This window comes from Massilia sp. AB1 (assembly GCF_018119385.1).
Taxonomy (GTDB): Bacteria; Pseudomonadota; Gammaproteobacteria; order Burkholderiales; family Burkholderiaceae_D; genus Telluria.
The window spans coordinates 96,408-112,067 of record NZ_JAGKSG010000007.1 but is presented as its reverse complement, the minus strand read 5'-3'; the positions used below and the strand labels follow the sequence as shown (position 1 = coordinate 112,067).

The following is a 15,660-nucleotide window of genomic DNA, read 5'->3' as shown; positions in this document are numbered from 1 at the left end:
TATGTTTCAAGACGCAGGCCGGAAACGCGCCGGCCGCGGACGCGGGCGGGCCGCGTCAAATTCGGTCGGTCGCGGTGAGGGCGCCGTTGCGGTGGGCGAAGAAGGCGCGCGCCTGGGCCGCGTCCTTGTCGATCGCGGCGGTGAGGGTGGGCAGGTCGACGTACTTTTCCTCGTCGCGCAGCTTGGCCAGGAATTCGACGCGCACCAGCTTCCCGTAGCAGGACCGGGCGAAGTCGAACAGGTGCACTTCCAGCAGCATGCGGCCGGCGTCTTCGACGGTCGGGCGCACGCCCAGGCTGGCCACCGCCGGTAGCGGCTGGTCCGCCAGGCCGTGGACCTGGACCACGAAGATGCCGGACAGGGCGGGGCGGTGCACCACGCGCAGGTTCAGGGTCGGGAAGCCGAGTGTACGGCCCAGCTTCTGACCGTGGATCACGTGGCCCGACATGGTGTAGGGGTGGCCCAGCAGTTCGCTGGTGCGGGCGAAGTCGCCTTCGGCCAGCGCCGCGCGCACGGCCGAGGACGAGATGCGCTGGGCGCCGTGCATCACGGCGGGCAGGGTCTCGACCTGGAAGCCGAAGCGCTGGCCGGCCTCCTGCAGCATCTGGATGTCGCCGGCGCGGCGCGCGCCGAAGCGGAAGTCGTCGCCGACCATCAGCCATTTGACGTGCAGGCCGTCGACCAGCACGCGCGCGATGAAGTCCTCGGGGGACTGGGCCGCGAAGTGTTCGTTGAAGTGCTCGACGATGACGCGGTCGATGCCGGCCTTGGCCAGGTCGTCCAGCTTGTCGCGCAGGTTGGCGATGCGCGCCGGGGCCTTGGACAGGTCGCCGCTGCGCTGGGCGAAGTATTCGCGCGGATGGGGTTCGAAGGTCATGACGGCGGCTTCCAGGCCAAGCGAGGCGCTGGCGCTGCGGACGTGCGCCAACAATGCCTGGTGTCCACGGTGGACACCGTCAAAGTTGCCGATCGTGAGCGCGCAGGGCGCGCGCGCCCTGTCGTTGGGAAGTCCGCGGAATACCTTCATCAATTGGTCCAGTTGCACGAGCCGGGGAGGTGGGCGTCCGGCACGAAAACTCTGATTATACGGTAACTATGATGTTGCACAGCAGCGAGACCCATTGCTGCCATGAGGAAGGGCATTGTGCATTGGGAAAATAACATCGGCATTGCCAGGCGCGGCACCGCTGAGGCGAAAAAAAAGCCGCCCGAAGGCGGCTTTCCGTCAAGCGACTTGAATCAAGCGATCGGACGATTGATCGCCATGATCCAGTAGCGGGCCAGGTCGGCGGTGCCGTCCTTGCCGCCCACGGTCTTGAGCGTGCTGATGGCTTGCGACTTCTTGCCGGCTGCGGCATAGGCTTCGCCCAGGCGCAGCTTGGCTTCGTCGACACGCTTCAGGCCGCCGGCCTTGATCGCGGCTTCCATCATCTTCAGGCCCTTGTCGGCCTGGCCACCCTGCACCAGCGCGTAACCGAGGCCGACGAGGGCATCGTTGTCCTTGGCGGCGGTGTATTCGGCTTCCAGGGCGGCGACGCCCTTGTTCTGCTCGGCCAGGTTCTTCTCGGCCAGGTCCTTCAGGCGCTGGTGACGGCCCGCATCCGGACCGGTGCCCAGGGCGCCGGCCTTGTAGCCCTTGTCGATGACCTTCAGCGCTTCGGCCGGGGCTTTCGCCTGCAGCACCAGCTGGGCCATTTCCATGAACTCGCTCGGCTTCTTCATCAGGTTGTTGGCCAGCTTCAGACGGTAGATGTCCACTGCCAGACGGCCCGAGAAGCCCGGCTTGCCCTGCACGCGGTTCAGCAGGTCGTTCCAGTACTGGGCCTTCGGATAGCTGGCGGCCAGCTTCTCGATGGTCTGGACGTAGCCCGCCTTGTCGTTCTTCTTCAGCTGGATGTTGGCCAGCATGCCGAGCTGGTCTTCGCTCAGGCGGCCGCTTGCTTCGGCCTTGCGCAGTTCCGCTTCCAGAGCGGCGACATTGCCTTGCTTGTAATAGTTCTGCAGCAGGTAGGCGCGCAGCTTGGGATCGTCGCCTTTCTTCAGCAGGTTCAGGATGGTGGTGTTCGCCTTGTTCAGGTCGCCGGCGCGCATGTAGATGCCGACCAGGCCTTCCGAGAACTGCGAACGCTCACCCGCGCTCAGCTTGCCCGAGTCCAGCAGCCTTTCGAACGAATTGGCGGCGGTGTCCCAGTCGCCGGCGGCCGAGGCTGCCGATGCGCGCACGCGCTCGATCAGGAAGCGCTCGTCGTCGCTCTTTGCTGCCTTGTCCGCTTCGCGCAGGGTCGCCAGCGCGCCTTTGGCATTGCCTTGCTTGATCTGGGTCTGCGCCTGTTGCAGCGGTTTGCCGACTTCCGGACGCAGCGAGACAGCGGCGTGCACGGGGGCCAGGCCCACGACAGGAACAGCCGCAGTGAAACCAAGCGCGGCCAGCGCGAGGCCAAGGTGTGCGAGACGGAATTTAATCATCGGAAAAATCCTTTTTTCAAAATGGACACGGCAGGGAGCCCCTGCCGTGTTGGTCTAACATGGAACGATTACTGGAACTGCTCGTTACCGACCATGCCGATCTTGGTGACGCCGAGACGCTGGGCGGTTGCCATGACACCAGCCACCACCTTGTACTCTACCAGCTTGTTCGGACGCAGGTGCACTTCCGGCTGGTTTGGCATCGCGGCGACGCTGTTCATTTTCGCTTCCAGCGCCTGACGATTCGGGATCACTTCACCGTCCCAGAGGATGGTGCCGTCGAAGTCCACGTCGATCGTGACCACAATCGGTTTCTCATTAGTCTGCGGCGGAGTCCCGACCGGCATGTTCAGATTAACCGAGTGGTTCTGTTTCGGAATCGTGATAATCATCATAATGATGAGAACGAGCAAGACGTCGATCAGCGGCGTCATGTTCATTTCCATCATCGGTTCCGGATCGGCTCCTTTTGCGGAGCCCGAACCTACGTTCATACCCATGATGTTTCCTTTTCAAATGTTGGGGTAACGGACGCGGTGCCCGGCAAAACCGGGCACCGCGGACAAGAGTTCTTACATCTTGTCAGGCGGTTCGATCACGAAACCGACCTTCTGAATCCCAGCACGCTGTGCCGTGTAGATCACCCGACCGATCGCTTCGTAGCGGGACTCCTGGTCGCCACGAACTTTCACGGCAGGCTGCGGCTGCTTCACCGACTGCTCCGCGAGGAACTTGAACAGCTCGTCCGTGTTCGCGATGCGCGTCTGGTTGTAGTACATCTCGCCATCTTTATTGATGGTGATATTGACGTCTTCCGGTTTGGTCTTGGTAACCTGGTTCGTCTCTGCAGGCAGCGAAACTTTCTGCAGGTTCAGCACCACCGGACTGGTGATCAGGAAGATGATCAGGAGAACCAACATGATGTCGACAAGCGGCGTCGTGTTGATCTCTGACATCACGGCATCATCATCTCCGCTATCGGAGCCGACACTCATCGACATGATTAGCCAGCCTTTTTAGCGCTTGCGGCGGCGTTCGAGGTCGACATGGCGCCCGAGATCAGGACCGAGTGCACGTCGGCGCTGAACGAACGGACATCTTCCATGACCGACTTGTTACGACGCACCAGCCAGTTGTAGCCCAGAACGGCCGGAACTGCCACGAACAGACCGAAGGCGGTCATGATCAGTGCTTCACCCACCGGACCTGCGACCTTGTCGATCGAAGCGTTACCCGACATACCGATAGCGGTCAGTGCGTTGTAGATGCCCCAGACGGTACCGAACAGACCGATGAACGGCGAGGTCGAACCGACGGTTGCCAGGAACGACAGGCCGTCTTGCAGACGCGACTGGACGCGGTCCACGGCGCGCTGGATCTGCATGGTCACCCAGGTCGACAGGTCGATCTGCTCGAGCAGGGCGCCGTCGTGGTGCTGGGTTGCCTTGGTGCCGGTTTCAGCGATGAAGCGGAACGGCGAACCTTCTTTCAGGGCTGCCGAGCCAGCGGCGATCGACGGAGCCTTCCAGAACTTGGCCGAGACTTCCTTCGACTGGCGCATGATCTTCTGCTGGTCGATCAGCTTGGTGATGATGATGTACCACGAACCGATCGACATCAGCGACAGGATGATGATGGTGCCCTTGTTGACGAAGTCGCCTTCTTCCCACATGGCGCCGATGCCGTACGGGTTGTGGACTTCTTCTTCGGTTGCAGCGGCCGGAGCGGCGGCGGCTGCGTCGCCTGCCGGAGCGGCGGCTGCGTCGGCTGCCGGTGCAGCGGCGTCGGCTGCCGGAGCGGCCGCGTCAGCTGCCGGAGCTGCTGCCGGTGCTGCCGGTGCGTCAGCGAAGGCCGGTGCGGACACCAGGGCCGATGCTGCCGTTACCGAGAACAGGACAGCCGCCAGGATAGCGGACAAACGGGTATTCTTAAACATGCTTCCTCCAAAATATTAAATAGACAGTTCGCTGAACTAATGACAACGAAAATCAAAAGGTGAGACGGTGTTCTGCCTCGGTTTTATTCCAGCGTCCAGACGTACTGCACCGCTGTCCACGCCTGTTCCGGCTTGCCATCAACCATGGCTGGCTTGAATCGGCATTTGCTCAGAGCCGACTGTGCGGCCCGGTCCAAGTCACGGAAGCCACTCGACTTCGCCAGCTTGGAATCCATCACTCGACCATCGACACCGATCAGGAACTGAAGGGTGGTGGTACCGGTTTCTTCGTTACGCTGCGACGAACGCGGGTATTCCGGACGTGCGCAAGTATTAAAGTCGGCCACGGCTTCGGTGCGGCTCGGACCACGTGCCGGCGCCGGCGGAGCCGGAGGTGCTGGCGGTGCCGGCGGAGCCAGCGAGGTGGTCGGCGGCGGCGTATTGGTTGCCGTGGTGATCGCGTTGGTCGGCGGCGGCGGCGTATTCACCTGCACTTCGACCGGCGGGATGAACGGAGGCGGCGGGGCCTTCATTTCCGGCGGCGGCGGCGGCGGCGGAGTTTCCGGCGGCGGCGGCGGCTTCACTTCTTCGATCAGTTTGGTTTCGACCGCTTCCGTCACCTTGCTGACGATTCGGGTGCCCAGACCATTCACGATGGCCCACGCAACCAGCACGTGCAGCAGGAGAACGATGATGAAGCCGGTCATGTTCTTCCCGGGGTTCTTCTCATTCGTAAAATTCATGCCATATTTCTCCAATACCAACTCTTTTTTGTTGCTACCAAACCCACAAAACACGACAGAACGCTAGGAGCCGCATCCGGGACATCGAAGAATTATACCTACGAATTCTTTTTTGCACATACATTTTTACAGCACCAAAAGGGTGCCTAACTGCCTGTAAATGCAGGCAAACGGGCTCATCTATACAAGCTCAAAGCAGGCTGTCGGGTGGTGAACGAAGCAGAAATGTTTTGTAATTTTGTGTAGCAATTCTCCTCATGGTGTAGAAGATCCGGTCAATCCACCCTATTTGCCAAATTTCTCACGAAAAATCACGTGCTCAGCAAATTTCCTATTATGTAACTCTGGTCTTTTTGCAAACTATAGCCAGTTTTCAGAAAGCTGTGCGTACAGTTGAGTTGCCGCCGTTCGCAGCGTGCTTCCCTAGAGAGTATAAATAAAAGTGATAGCAGATATATCGCTTGACATCAGCCAGTCTGATGTCAAACCAACACTCTGCATTGACAAAAATGAAAGTGACGCGCCAAAAAGGGGAGAAGTGAACCTTGCGGTGCACATGTTACGTGCACGGGCGTTCATTCAACTTGTTCTTGCGAGCGTGTTGAGGTGTCAACTTCTCTTAGGTAGAAGAAGGAATGACGTGGGGATGGAGAAATTTGGGCTTGCGGATCGTCGGCGGCGGCCGAAAGAGTGGGTTTCGAAGGCCCCAAACGAGGATTCCGGCTGCCCGGATGTAGTGAACTTTCAGGAAAGCGCATTGCCTGGCAAGGCTAGTGATGCCTGGGGTCTGCTTGAGCGCCGAAGAGCTCGGTTGTGCCTGCTGGTGGCGCGCTGCCGGGGCCAGGACCAGGGCAGCCTTGAGCAGGAACGCAGCGCGGTGGCTCCAGGTCGGGGCGGGCGCCTGCAAGGCCACACAACTGCGCCGCCGTCGACGCGCTCGGCTGCCGCCATGCATCGGCTGGCTTCATCTCTATAAGATAAGAAGGAGGGCGGCGGGGCCGATCGCGCGAGCGTGCGTTCAGCAGGGGCGGCGGGTTCGCTGCATCAGGCTTGCGTAGTGACGCGAGACCGCAGGCTGGCCTGGCTGACCGTCAAGCTGGGACAGGCATGCGGCGAGGGAAAACGCCGGCGGGCGACGCCGGCGAAGCAGGACTGCCGCGCGGTTCGCGGCAGTATTGCGCTCAGCGTCCGCGCTTTTCGCGCCGGCACTCGAGGAAGCTGACCACGTGGCCGCTCGGGTCCACGGTCTCCAGCTTCACATCGAAGCCCCACAGGCGCGCGACGTGCTTGAGCACTTCCTGGGCCTGCTGGTTCAAGGGCCTGCGGTTGAACTGCGTGTGGCGCAGGGTCAGGGCGCGGTCGTCGCGTGTATTGACTTGCCACACCTGGATGTTGGGCTCGCGGCTGCCCAGGTTGTACTGCTCGGCCAGCTTATGGCGCACGTAGCGGTAGCCTTGGTCGTCGTGGATCGCCGAGATCGTCAGCTTGTCGCTGCGGTCGTCGTCGAGCACGGCGAAGAAGTGGAAGTCGCGGATCAGCTTGGGCGACAGGTACTGGGCGATGAAGCTTTCGTCCTTGAAATTGCGCATGGCAAAGTCCAGGGTCTTGAGCCAGTCACTGCCGGCGATATCCGGGAACCAGGCCCGATCCTCGTCGGTCGGGTCTTCGCAGATGCGCCGGATGTCGGTCATCATGGCGAAGCCCAGCGCATACGGATTGATGCCGCTGTAATACGGGCTGGTCGCGGGCGGCTGGTAGACCACGTTCGTATGGCTTTGCAGGAACTCCAGCATGAAGCCGTCGCCGACGATCCCTTCCTTGTACAAGTCCTGCAGGATCGTGTAGTGCCAGAACGTGGCCCAGCCCTCGTTCATCACCTGGGTCTGGCGCTGCGGATAAAAATACTGAGAGATCTTGCGCGTGATCCGGACCAGCTCGCGCTGCCAGGGCTCGAGCAGGGGCGCGTACTTCTCGATGAAGTAAAGCAGGTTCTCCTCGGGCTCGGGCGGGAAGCGCGCCGGCGCCGCCTCATGCGCCTGCTCCTCGGTGCGCGGCAGGGTGCGCCACAATTCATTGACCTGGGACTGGGCGTATTCCTCGCGCTCTTTCTGGCGCGCCGTTTCCTGGGCCACGGAAAGCTTGGCCGGACGCTTGTAGCGGTCCACGCCATAGTTCTGCAGCGCATGGCAGGAGTCGAGCAACTCCTCGACCGCATCGATGCCGTAGCGCTGCTCGCACTCCGCGATGTAGTTCTTGGCGAACACCATGTAGTCGACGATGGCGTCCGCATCGGTCCAGGTGCGGAACAGGTAATTGCCTTTGAAGAAAGAGTTGTGGCCATAGGCCGCGTGGGCGATCACAAGCGCCTGCATCGTCAGGCTGTTCTCTTCCATCAGGTAGGCGATGCACGGATTGGAATTGATGACGATCTCGTAGGCCAGGCCCATCTGGCCGCGGCGGTAGCTCTTCTCGGTGGAGAGGAAATGCTTGCCGAAGGACCAGTGGTTGTACGAAACCGGCATGCCCACGGAGGTGTAGGCATCCATCATCTGCTCGGCGGTGATGATCTCGAGCTGGTTGGGGTAGGTGTCCAGGCCGTAGCGCTTGGCCACCCGCTTGATTTCCTCGTGCGCGTGCTCGATCAGGTCGAAGGTCCACTCCGACTGGTCGGGCAGGGCGCGCGGATTATTGGTGCGGTCGTCTGGCATGCGTGCCTCCGTTCTACTTGGCCTGCTTCTTGAACAGCTCCCGGAATACCGGGTAGATGTCGGCCGGGGTCACGATCTTCTGCATCGCGAAGTTGCGGTGCTGGGCGGCGACTTCGCAATACTGCTCCCACAGGTTCTGCGGCGGGCCGTCGGTGATCTCGACATAGGTGTAGTACTGCACCCGCGGCATGATGCCGCTGCCCAGCAGCTGCTTGCACAGGACCGAGTCGTTGTCCCAGTTGTCGCCGTCCGAGGCCTGGGCCACGTAGGCGTTCCAGTCGGCGCTGCCGTAGCGCTCGGCGAGGATCTTCTGCAGCAGGTGCAGGGCCGAGGACACCACGGTGCCGCCCGATTCGCGTGAATGGAAGAACTCGTTCTCGTCGACCTCGGCCGCGGCCGTGTGGTGGCGGATGAAGACCACTTCGATCTTCTCGTACACGCGCTTGAGGAAGAGGTAGAGCAGGATGAAGAAGCGCTTGGCCGTGTCCTTGCGGGTCTCGTCCATCGAGCCGGACACGTCCATGATGCAGAACATCACGGCCTGGGTGCTCGGCTTGGGCACCTTGATGCGGTTCGAGTAGCGCAGGTCGAAGGGATCGATGAAGGGAATCGCATTCAGCCGGATGTGCAGGTGGTGGATGCGGTCCTTCAGCTCGACCACCATCTCGTCGTCCGAGGGCGCGCCTGCGTCGAGCAGGGCCTGCAGCTCGGCCTCCGCCTCGGCCAGCTGGCGCCGCGCCGGGCCGCCGACGGCGATGCGGCGGCCGAGGGCGCCGCGCAGCGAGCGCAGCACGTGGATGTTCGAGGGCGTGCCCGACACGTTGTAGCCGGCGCGCTGGTTCTTGTACTCGATGGTCTGGGTCAGCTGCGTCTTGACCATGTTCGGCAGCTCAAGATCCTCGAAGAAGTAATTCATGAATTCTTCGCGCGAGAGCTCGAAGATGAAGTCGTCCTCGGTGGTCTGGTCGCTGTTGCCGGCCCGCCCGCGTCCAGAGCCGCCGCCACCGCCGCGCGGACGGTTGAACTGGTCGCCTTTCTGGTATTCGGTATTGCCTGGGTTGACCGTTTCCCAGACGCCACCGTGAGCGTGGCCAAAATGAGGTTCGTTCACGTCCTTGACGGGAATGGAGACCTTTTCGCCGTTCTCGATATCGGTGATCGAGCGGCCCTTGATCGCGCGGCCCACCGCGTCCTTGATCTGCGCCTTGTACCGGCGCAGGAAGCGTTCGCGGTTGACTGCTGACTTGTTCTTGCCTTGCAAGCGACGGTCGATGAGGTAAGTCAAAACAGGCCTCCTGCTGAAAGTGCGCGGGACCGGATTGCGTCCCGGCGTGGGCGCCCGCACATGGCGTGCACCCTTATCTTAATACGCTGCGCAATCGGGCGTGCACGGCACGCGTGGCTTGCATCAGCCACGCCACAAAGTGTCGCTGCGAACCTTGCCGCCGCGCCGCCGTCCTGCTGTGCGCCGGAGCCTGCAGCGGCAGGCTGGCAGGCGGCGCACGATGAAAGAGCAGGGCAGGCTTACGAGGATTTACGCACGCGCAGGTACCATTCGCACAGGAGCCGCACCTGTTTCGGCGTATAGCCTTTCTCGACCATGCGGGCCACGAAGTCGGCATGCTTGTTGGCATCCTCGGCGCTCGCTTTCGCATTGAACGAAATCACAGGCAGGAGTTCCTCGGTATTCGAGAACATCTTCTTCTCGATCACGCTACGGAATTTCTCGTAGCTGGTCCATGCCGGGTTCTTGCCGGCATTGGTGGCGCGGGCACGCAGGCTGAAGTTGACGATTTCGTTTCGGAAATCCTTCGGATTCGAGATGCCTGCCGGCTTCTCGATCTTCTCCAGTTCGGCGTTGAGCGATTCGCGGTCGAAGCTCTCGCCGGTGTCCGGGTCGCGGAACTCCTGGTCCTGGATCCAGAAGTCGGCGAAGGTGACGTAGCGGTCGAAGATGTTCTGGCCGTACTCGGAATAGCTTTCCAGGTAGGCCGTCTGGATCTCCTTGCCGATGAAGTCGACGTAGCGCTGGGCCAGGTGCTCCTTGATATAGGAGAGGTAGCGCTGCTCGGTCTCCGGCGGGAACTGCTCGCGCTCGATCTGCTGCTCGAGCACGTAGAGCAGGTGCACCGGATTGGCCGCCACTTCGGTGTTGTCGAAGTTGAAGACCTTGGACAGGATCTTGAAGGCGAAGCGGGTCGACAGGCCGTTCATGCCTTCGTCCACGCCGGCATAGTCGACGTACTCGTGCAGCGACTTGGCCTTGGGATCGGTGTCCTTCAGGTTCTCGCCGTCGTAGACCAGCATCTTGGAATAGATGCTGGAGTTCTCCGGATCCTTCAGGCGCGACAGCACGGCGAACTGGGCCATCATGCGCAGGGTACCGGGCGCGCAGGGCGCCTTGTCGAGCGAGGAGTGGCGCAGCAGCTTGTCGTAGATCTTGATCTCGTCCGACACGCGCAGGCAGTAGGGCACCTTGACGATGTAGATACGGTCGAGGAATGCCTCGTTGTTGCGGTTGTTGCGGAAGGTCTTCCATTCGGACTCGTTGGAGTGCGCCAGCACGATGCCCTCGAAGGGAATCGCACCGAAGCCTTCGGTGCCCTTGTAGTTGCCTTCCTGGGTGGCCGTCAGCAGCGGGTGCAGGACCTTGATCGGGGCCTTGAACATCTCGACGAATTCCATCAGGCCCTGGTTCGCCAGGCACAGGCCGCCGGAGTAGCTGTAGGCGTCCGGATCGTCCTGGGCGTAGTCCTCGAGCTTGCGGATGTCGACCTTGCCGACGAGGGAAGAGATGTCCTGGTTGTTCTCGTCGCCCGGCTCGGTCTTGGAGATCGCGACCTGTTTCAGGATCGACGGGTAGCGCTTGACGACGCGGAACTTGTTGATGTCGCCGCCGAACTCGTGCAGGCGCTTGACCGCCCACGGGCTGGGGATGCTGCGCAGGTAGCGGCGCGGGATGCCGTAGTCCTCTTCGAGGATGGTGCCGTCCTCTTCCTCGTTGAACAGGCCCAGCGGCGATTCGTTCACGGGCGAGCCCTTGATCGCGTAGAAGGGCACGTGCTCCATCAGGGCCTTGAGCTTCTCGGCGATCGAGGATTTGCCGCCGCCGACGGGACCCAGCAGGTAGAGGATCTGCTTGCGCTCTTCCAGTCCCTGGGCCGCATGGCGGAAGTAGGAAACGACTTGTTCGATCACTTCCTCCATCCCGTAGAACTCGCGGAAGGCAGGATAGATCTTGATGACTTTGTTGGCGAAGATGCGCGAGAGGCGCGGATCGAGGCGGGTATCGACCAGGGTCGGATCGCCGATCGCCGCAAGCATGCGTTCCGGGGCGCTGGCATAGGTCAGCGGGTCCTTCTTGCAAAGCTGCAGATACTCCGTCATGGAGTATTCCTCTTCCCGGGTGCGCTCGTAGCGGGCTGCGTAGTTGTCAAAGATGCTCATTTGTGTGTCCTTTAATGTGCTAACAACGATCACTGTCATGGCAGCCCGTCATCGAAGGCTGCCTCAGGCCCCGGTCTTTATTTGGCGTACTCCTTGTGGGTCGCTTCCTGCGCGGTGCCGGGATCGCCGGCGGCCGAAGCATGGTGCGATTTATATTTGTTGTCCCGGATCGTCCAGAGTGGCACTGTCCGGTCTCCCGCTGGTTGGAGAGCGTCTTTTTTTGCGTTTGTGAAATTTATTATGTGCCTATTAGTTCCCGAAGTCAAAGCAGTGTCGTGCGTGCTGGTGTGGCTGATTCAAGTGCTTGATTCAACAGATTAAATCGACATATTTACAGTGCTGCGGCAGCGCCTTTCGCGGGCTGCCGGAACGCTGCGCCAGAGCGGTTCGGGACGACGATCGAACGCCATTCCATGCTCCGCTGTATCCTCATTTTCTTTCTCACACTGTGAACCGATAGTGCACGAACTACTCAACATGTGGCGCACGCGAATCAAGCGTGCGAAGGGGCTGTTTTCACTATGACGGAAGGGGGCGGCGCGCATGCGTTACACTTGACGGCCGGGTCCTGACAGGCCCTGCAACGAATTCAATCGATCGCCGGAGAACACCATGCTCGACCAACGTCTGCGCGCCATCCTGACCGGGATGCCCAAGGCAGAGCTGCACATCCATATCGAAGGCTCGCTCGAGCCCGAACTGATCTTTGCGCTCGCGCAAAGGAACGGCGTGCAGCTGGACTATCCCTCGGTCGAGGCGTTGCGCCAGGCCTACGATTTCAGCGACCTGCAATCCTTCCTGGATATCTATTACGCAGGTGCGAGCGTGCTGCTCAAGGAACAGGATTTCTACGACATGACCGCCGCCTACCTGGCGCGCGCCCATGCCGACAACGTGCGCCACGCCGAGATCTTCTTCGACCCGCAAACCCACACCGCGCGTGGAGTCCCCTTCGAAACAGTGATCAACGGCATCTGGCGCGCCTGTCAGGACAGCCCGATCAGCGCCAGCCTGATCATGTGTTTCCTGCGCCACCTGTCCGAGGACGAAGCCATCGCCACCCTCGAGGAGTCGCTGCCTTTCCGCGACAAGTTCATCGGCGTCGGCCTGGATTCGTCGGAAGTCGGCCACCCGCCGGAGAAATTCGCGCGCGTGTTCGAGCGCGCCCGCCAGCTCGGCCTGCACCTGGTGGCCCATGCGGGGGAGGAGGGGCCGCCGAGCTACATCGACAGCGCCCTCGACGTGCTGAACGTCGAGCGCATCGACCACGGCGTGCGCTGCCTGGAAAGCCCGGAACTGATGGAGCGCCTGGCGCGCGAGCAGATGGCGCTGACCGTCTGCCCGCTGTCCAACATCAAGCTGCGGGTGTTCGACGTGATGGGCACCCACAACCTGCGCCGCCTGCTCGACGCCGGCCTGGCGGCCACCGTGAACTCGGACGACCCGGCCTATTTCGGCGGCTATATCAACCAGAACTTCCTGGCCGCCTTCGAGGCCTTGCCGCTGGATGAAACGCACGCGCGCCAGCTGGCCCGCAACAGCTTCGCCGCCGCCTTCGTCGAGCCGGAGCGCAAGCGCGCCTGGCTGGCCGAGGTCGACGCCTTCTTCGCCAACGCATAAGGGCCATTCATGTTCCTCCAGGCTTTACGCATGACGGCGCGCGACTGGCGCGCCGGAGAGCTGCGCTTCCTGCTGGTGGCGCTGATCGTCGCCGTGTCCGCGCTGTCGTCGGTGGGCTTCTTCATCGACCGCATGCGCACCGGCTTGAACCGCGACGCCCACCAGCTGCTGGGCGCCGACCTCTTGGTCAATGCCGACAACCCGGTGCCGCAGGCCTGGCGCGAGGAAGCGGTGCGGCGCGGCCTGCTGCTGGCCGACACCGTGAGCTTCCCCAGCATGGCGCAGGCCGGCGAAGGGGACGACTCGCGCGCCCAGCTGGCCTCGATCAAGGCGGTCTCGCGCGGCTATCCGCTGCGCGGGCAGCTGAGCATCACGACCGATCCCGATAAGGCCGGTTCCGCCATCGGCCAGAAGACGCGCGCCACGCCGGAACCCGGCGCCGTCTGGGTCGACGCCAACCTGCTGCCTTCGCTGCAGGCCAAGGTCGGCGACAGCATCCAGCTTGGCGAGAGCCGCTTCCGCATCACGCAGCTGATCGCCGCCGAACCGGACAAGGGCGCCAACTTCGCCAACTTCGCACCGCGCGTGATGATCGCGATCGAAGACCTCAAGGCCACGGGCCTGGTCGACGATTTCGCGCGCGTGACCTTCCGCATGCAGGTCGCAGCTCCCTCCGCCAACGACGCGGCGCCGATCCGCGCCTACGAAGGCTGGCTGCGTGCGAAAATCAGGGAAGGCAATGTGCGCGGCGTGCGCATCGAGACCCTCGAGAACGGCCGCCCGGAGATGAACGCGACCCTGGACCGCGCCGACCGCTTCCTGTCGCTGGTCGGCCTGCTGTCGGCGATGCTGGCGGCGGTCGCGGTGGCGATGGCCGCGCGCCGCTTCATGCAGCGCCACCTGGACGCCTGCGCCATGCTGCGCTGCCTGGGGATGACCCAGAACCAGGTCGGCGCCATGTACCTCACCGAATTCGCTCTGGTCGGCCTGGCGGGCAGCCTGATCGGCGTGCTGGTGGGCTTCGGCGCCCACTTCGTGCTCTTGCAACTGATCGGCAACATGATCCCGACCGAGCTGCCGCCGGTGTCGCCGCTGCCGGCGCTGCAGGGCATCGCCACCGGCATGCTGCTGCTGGTCGGCTTCGCGCTGCCGCCGGTCCTGCAGCTGCGCAACGTGCCGCACAACCGCGTGATCCGCCGCGAGCAGGCCGCGCCGCAGCCGGCCGCGCTGGCCACCTATGGCCTGGGCGTGGGCGTATTTCTGGGGCTGCTGCTGTGGCAGGCGGGCGATCCCAAGCTGGCCTTGATGACGGCGGGCGGCTTCCTGGCCGGCTTCGGCGTGTTCGCGCTGGTGGCCTGGCTCGGATTGCTGCTGCTGCGCCGCCTGCGCGGCAGCATCCGCCACCAGGGCTGGCGCTTCGCCGTCACCTCGCTGCAGCGCCGTCCCGGCGCGACCGTGGTGCAGGTGGTGTCGCTGGCGCTGGGCCTGATGGCGCTGCTGCTGCTCACCGTGGTGCGCGGCGACCTGATGCAGGCCTGGCGCCTGGCCACCCCGGCCGACGCGCCCAACCGCTTCATCATCAACATCCTGCCCGAGCAGAAGGTGGGCGTGGAGCAGCAGCTGCGCGCGGCCGCCGTCCAGGACCCGGTGCTGTATCCGATGATCCGCGGCCGCCTCACCGCCATCAACGGCAAGCTCGTCACGCGCGAGACCTACCAGGAGGACCGTGCGCGCGGCCTGGCCAACCGCGAGTTCAACCTTTCGACCATGCAGAGCGCACCGCTCGGGAACGAGATCGTCGCCGGCAGCTGGTACAAGGATGCGCCGGGCGTGGCGGAAGCCTCGGTGGAGCAGGGCATCGCCACGACCCTGGGCCTCAAGCTCGGCGACGTGATGCGCTTCGACATGGGCGGCCTGGTCGTGGACGCGAAGATCACCAGCCTGCGCAAGCTGGAATGGGGATCGATGCGCGCCAACTTCTTCGTCATCATCAACCCGAGCGCGATGGCGAATGCGCCGACCACCTACATGACGGCCTTCCATCTGAAGCAGGACGGCGCGAGGCTCGCTAACAGCCTCACGCGCGCCTATCCGAACCTGACCGTGATCGATGTCTCCGGCATCATCCGCCAGCTGCAGGAAGTGCTGGATCAGGTGGTGACGGCGGTGGAGTTCCTGTTCCTGTTCACGCTGGCCTCGGGCGTGCTGGTGCTGTACGCGGCCCTGATGGGATCGCAGTCCGAGCGCACCCGCGAAGCCGGCCTGCTGCGCGCGCTGGGCGCCACCAGACAGCAGCTGGCGCAGGCCCAGCGCATCGAGTTCGTGCTGGTGGGCGGCCTGGCCGGCCTGCTGGCGGCGAGCGGCGCGGCGGCGCTGGGCTGGGGGCTGGCGACCTACCAGTTCAAGTTCCCGTGGGTGTTCGAGCCGGGCGTGTGGTTGGCCGGGCTGGTGGTGGGCGCGCTGTGCGCGATCATCGGCGGCTGGCTGGGCCTGCGCGGCGTGCTGCGCCATCCGCCGCTGCAGACCCTGCGCGAAGCCTGAGAACCTATCTCAGTAGGGAAGAGGAAGCGGGCGGCGACATGCGCGTCCGCGATGCATGGCAAGTGCGGGCAAGGCGCGAGGAGGCCGCATGGCGAGCCATGCAACGACGAGCAACGCAGCACGCGCTTGTCAGGCGCGCCGAAAGCGACTCATTCCCTGCTGGGATAGGTTCGAAGTGCAACAAACTGTTTTGCCGCGG

At 62.9% G+C, this 15,660-nt stretch carries 11 protein-coding genes; 2 read left to right on the top strand and 9 right to left on the bottom strand.

What is annotated here, in order from left to right; all coding sequences use genetic code 11:
• Nucleotides 1–55: 55 nt before the first annotated feature.
• The 9 genes from J8847_RS06485 to J8847_RS06445 form a co-directional block, all read right to left on the bottom strand.
• A complete protein-coding gene (locus J8847_RS06485; protein ID WP_211523873.1) occupies nucleotides 56–1,027 on the bottom strand; it encodes a bifunctional riboflavin kinase/FAD synthetase in 972 nt (323 codons plus the stop codon).
• Between the two features lie 212 nt (nucleotides 1,028–1,239).
• Nucleotides 1,240–2,466, bottom strand: a complete 1,227-nt coding sequence (locus tag J8847_RS06480; protein ID WP_211523872.1) for a lipopolysaccharide assembly protein LapB — start codon at nucleotides 2,464–2,466, stop codon at nucleotides 1,240–1,242.
• A gap of 68 nt (nucleotides 2,467–2,534) precedes the next feature.
• Nucleotides 2,535–2,966 (bottom strand): biopolymer transporter ExbD, encoded by a 432-nt coding sequence (locus J8847_RS06475; protein WP_211523871.1) that lies wholly within the window; start codon nucleotides 2,964–2,966, stop codon nucleotides 2,535–2,537.
• Nucleotides 2,967–3,038: 72 nt separating this feature from the next.
• A complete protein-coding gene (locus J8847_RS06470; protein ID WP_211523870.1) occupies nucleotides 3,039–3,467 on the bottom strand; it encodes a biopolymer transporter ExbD in 429 nt (142 codons plus the stop codon).
• Nucleotides 3,468–3,469: 2 nt separating this feature from the next.
• Nucleotides 3,470–4,402 carry a MotA/TolQ/ExbB proton channel family protein gene (locus J8847_RS06465; protein WP_211523869.1) on the bottom strand — a complete coding sequence of 311 codons (933 nt, stop codon included), beginning with the start codon at nucleotides 4,400–4,402 and terminating at the stop codon, nucleotides 3,470–3,472.
• Nucleotides 4,403–4,485: 83 nt separating this feature from the next.
• Entirely contained in the window at nucleotides 4,486–5,145 is a 660-nt protein-coding gene (locus J8847_RS06460) for an energy transducer TonB (protein ID WP_211523868.1), read from the bottom strand.
• A gap of 1,181 nt (nucleotides 5,146–6,326) precedes the next feature.
• Entirely contained in the window at nucleotides 6,327–7,853 is a 1,527-nt protein-coding gene (locus J8847_RS06455) for a SpoVR family protein (protein ID WP_211523867.1), read from the bottom strand.
• A gap of 13 nt (nucleotides 7,854–7,866) precedes the next feature.
• The gene (locus tag J8847_RS06450) at nucleotides 7,867–9,138 is read right to left on the bottom strand and encodes a YeaH/YhbH family protein (protein WP_211523866.1); all 1,272 of its coding nucleotides are present in this window, start codon (nucleotides 9,136–9,138) and stop codon (nucleotides 7,867–7,869) included.
• Between the two features lie 239 nt (nucleotides 9,139–9,377).
• Nucleotides 9,378–11,300 (bottom strand): PrkA family serine protein kinase, encoded by a 1,923-nt coding sequence (locus J8847_RS06445; protein WP_211523865.1) that lies wholly within the window; start codon nucleotides 11,298–11,300, stop codon nucleotides 9,378–9,380.
• A 612-nt stretch (nucleotides 11,301–11,912) separates the two neighbouring features.
• Between J8847_RS06445 and J8847_RS06440 the strand changes: the two genes are divergently transcribed.
• Complete coding sequence (locus tag J8847_RS06440; RefSeq protein ID WP_211523864.1) at nucleotides 11,913–12,920, top strand: adenosine deaminase; 1,008 nt, start codon at nucleotides 11,913–11,915, stop codon at nucleotides 12,918–12,920.
• A gap of 9 nt (nucleotides 12,921–12,929) precedes the next feature.
• Nucleotides 12,930–15,461, top strand: a complete 2,532-nt coding sequence (locus J8847_RS06435) for an ABC transporter permease (RefSeq protein ID WP_211523863.1) — start codon at nucleotides 12,930–12,932, stop codon at nucleotides 15,459–15,461.
• The last annotated feature ends 199 nt before the right edge of the window (nucleotides 15,462–15,660 follow it).

Bases quoted from the DNA above. Each gene is read 5' to 3' on its own strand.
- J8847_RS06470 (WP_211523870.1), bottom strand. From the start codon at position 3,467: ATGTCGATGAGTGTCGGCTCCGATAGCGGAGATGATGATGCCGTGATG.
- J8847_RS06460 (WP_211523868.1), bottom strand. From the start codon at position 5,145: ATGAATTTTACGAATGAGAAGAACCCCGGGAAGAACATGACCGGCTTC.
- J8847_RS06480 (WP_211523872.1), bottom strand. From the start codon at position 2,466: ATGATTAAATTCCGTCTCGCACACCTTGGCCTCGCGCTGGCCGCGCTT.
- J8847_RS06475 (WP_211523871.1), bottom strand. From the start codon at position 2,966: ATGGGTATGAACGTAGGTTCGGGCTCCGCAAAAGGAGCCGATCCGGAA.
- J8847_RS06435 (WP_211523863.1), top strand. From the start codon at position 12,930: ATGTTCCTCCAGGCTTTACGCATGACGGCGCGCGACTGGCGCGCCGGA.
- J8847_RS06465 (WP_211523869.1), bottom strand. From the start codon at position 4,402: ATGTTTAAGAATACCCGTTTGTCCGCTATCCTGGCGGCTGTCCTGTTC.
- J8847_RS06440 (WP_211523864.1), top strand. From the start codon at position 11,913: ATGCTCGACCAACGTCTGCGCGCCATCCTGACCGGGATGCCCAAGGCA.
- J8847_RS06455 (WP_211523867.1), bottom strand. From the start codon at position 7,853: ATGCCAGACGACCGCACCAATAATCCGCGCGCCCTGCCCGACCAGTCG.
- J8847_RS06485 (WP_211523873.1), bottom strand. From the start codon at position 1,027: ATGAAGGTATTCCGCGGACTTCCCAACGACAGGGCGCGCGCGCCCTGC.
- J8847_RS06445 (WP_211523865.1), bottom strand. From the start codon at position 11,300: ATGAGCATCTTTGACAACTACGCAGCCCGCTACGAGCGCACCCGGGAA.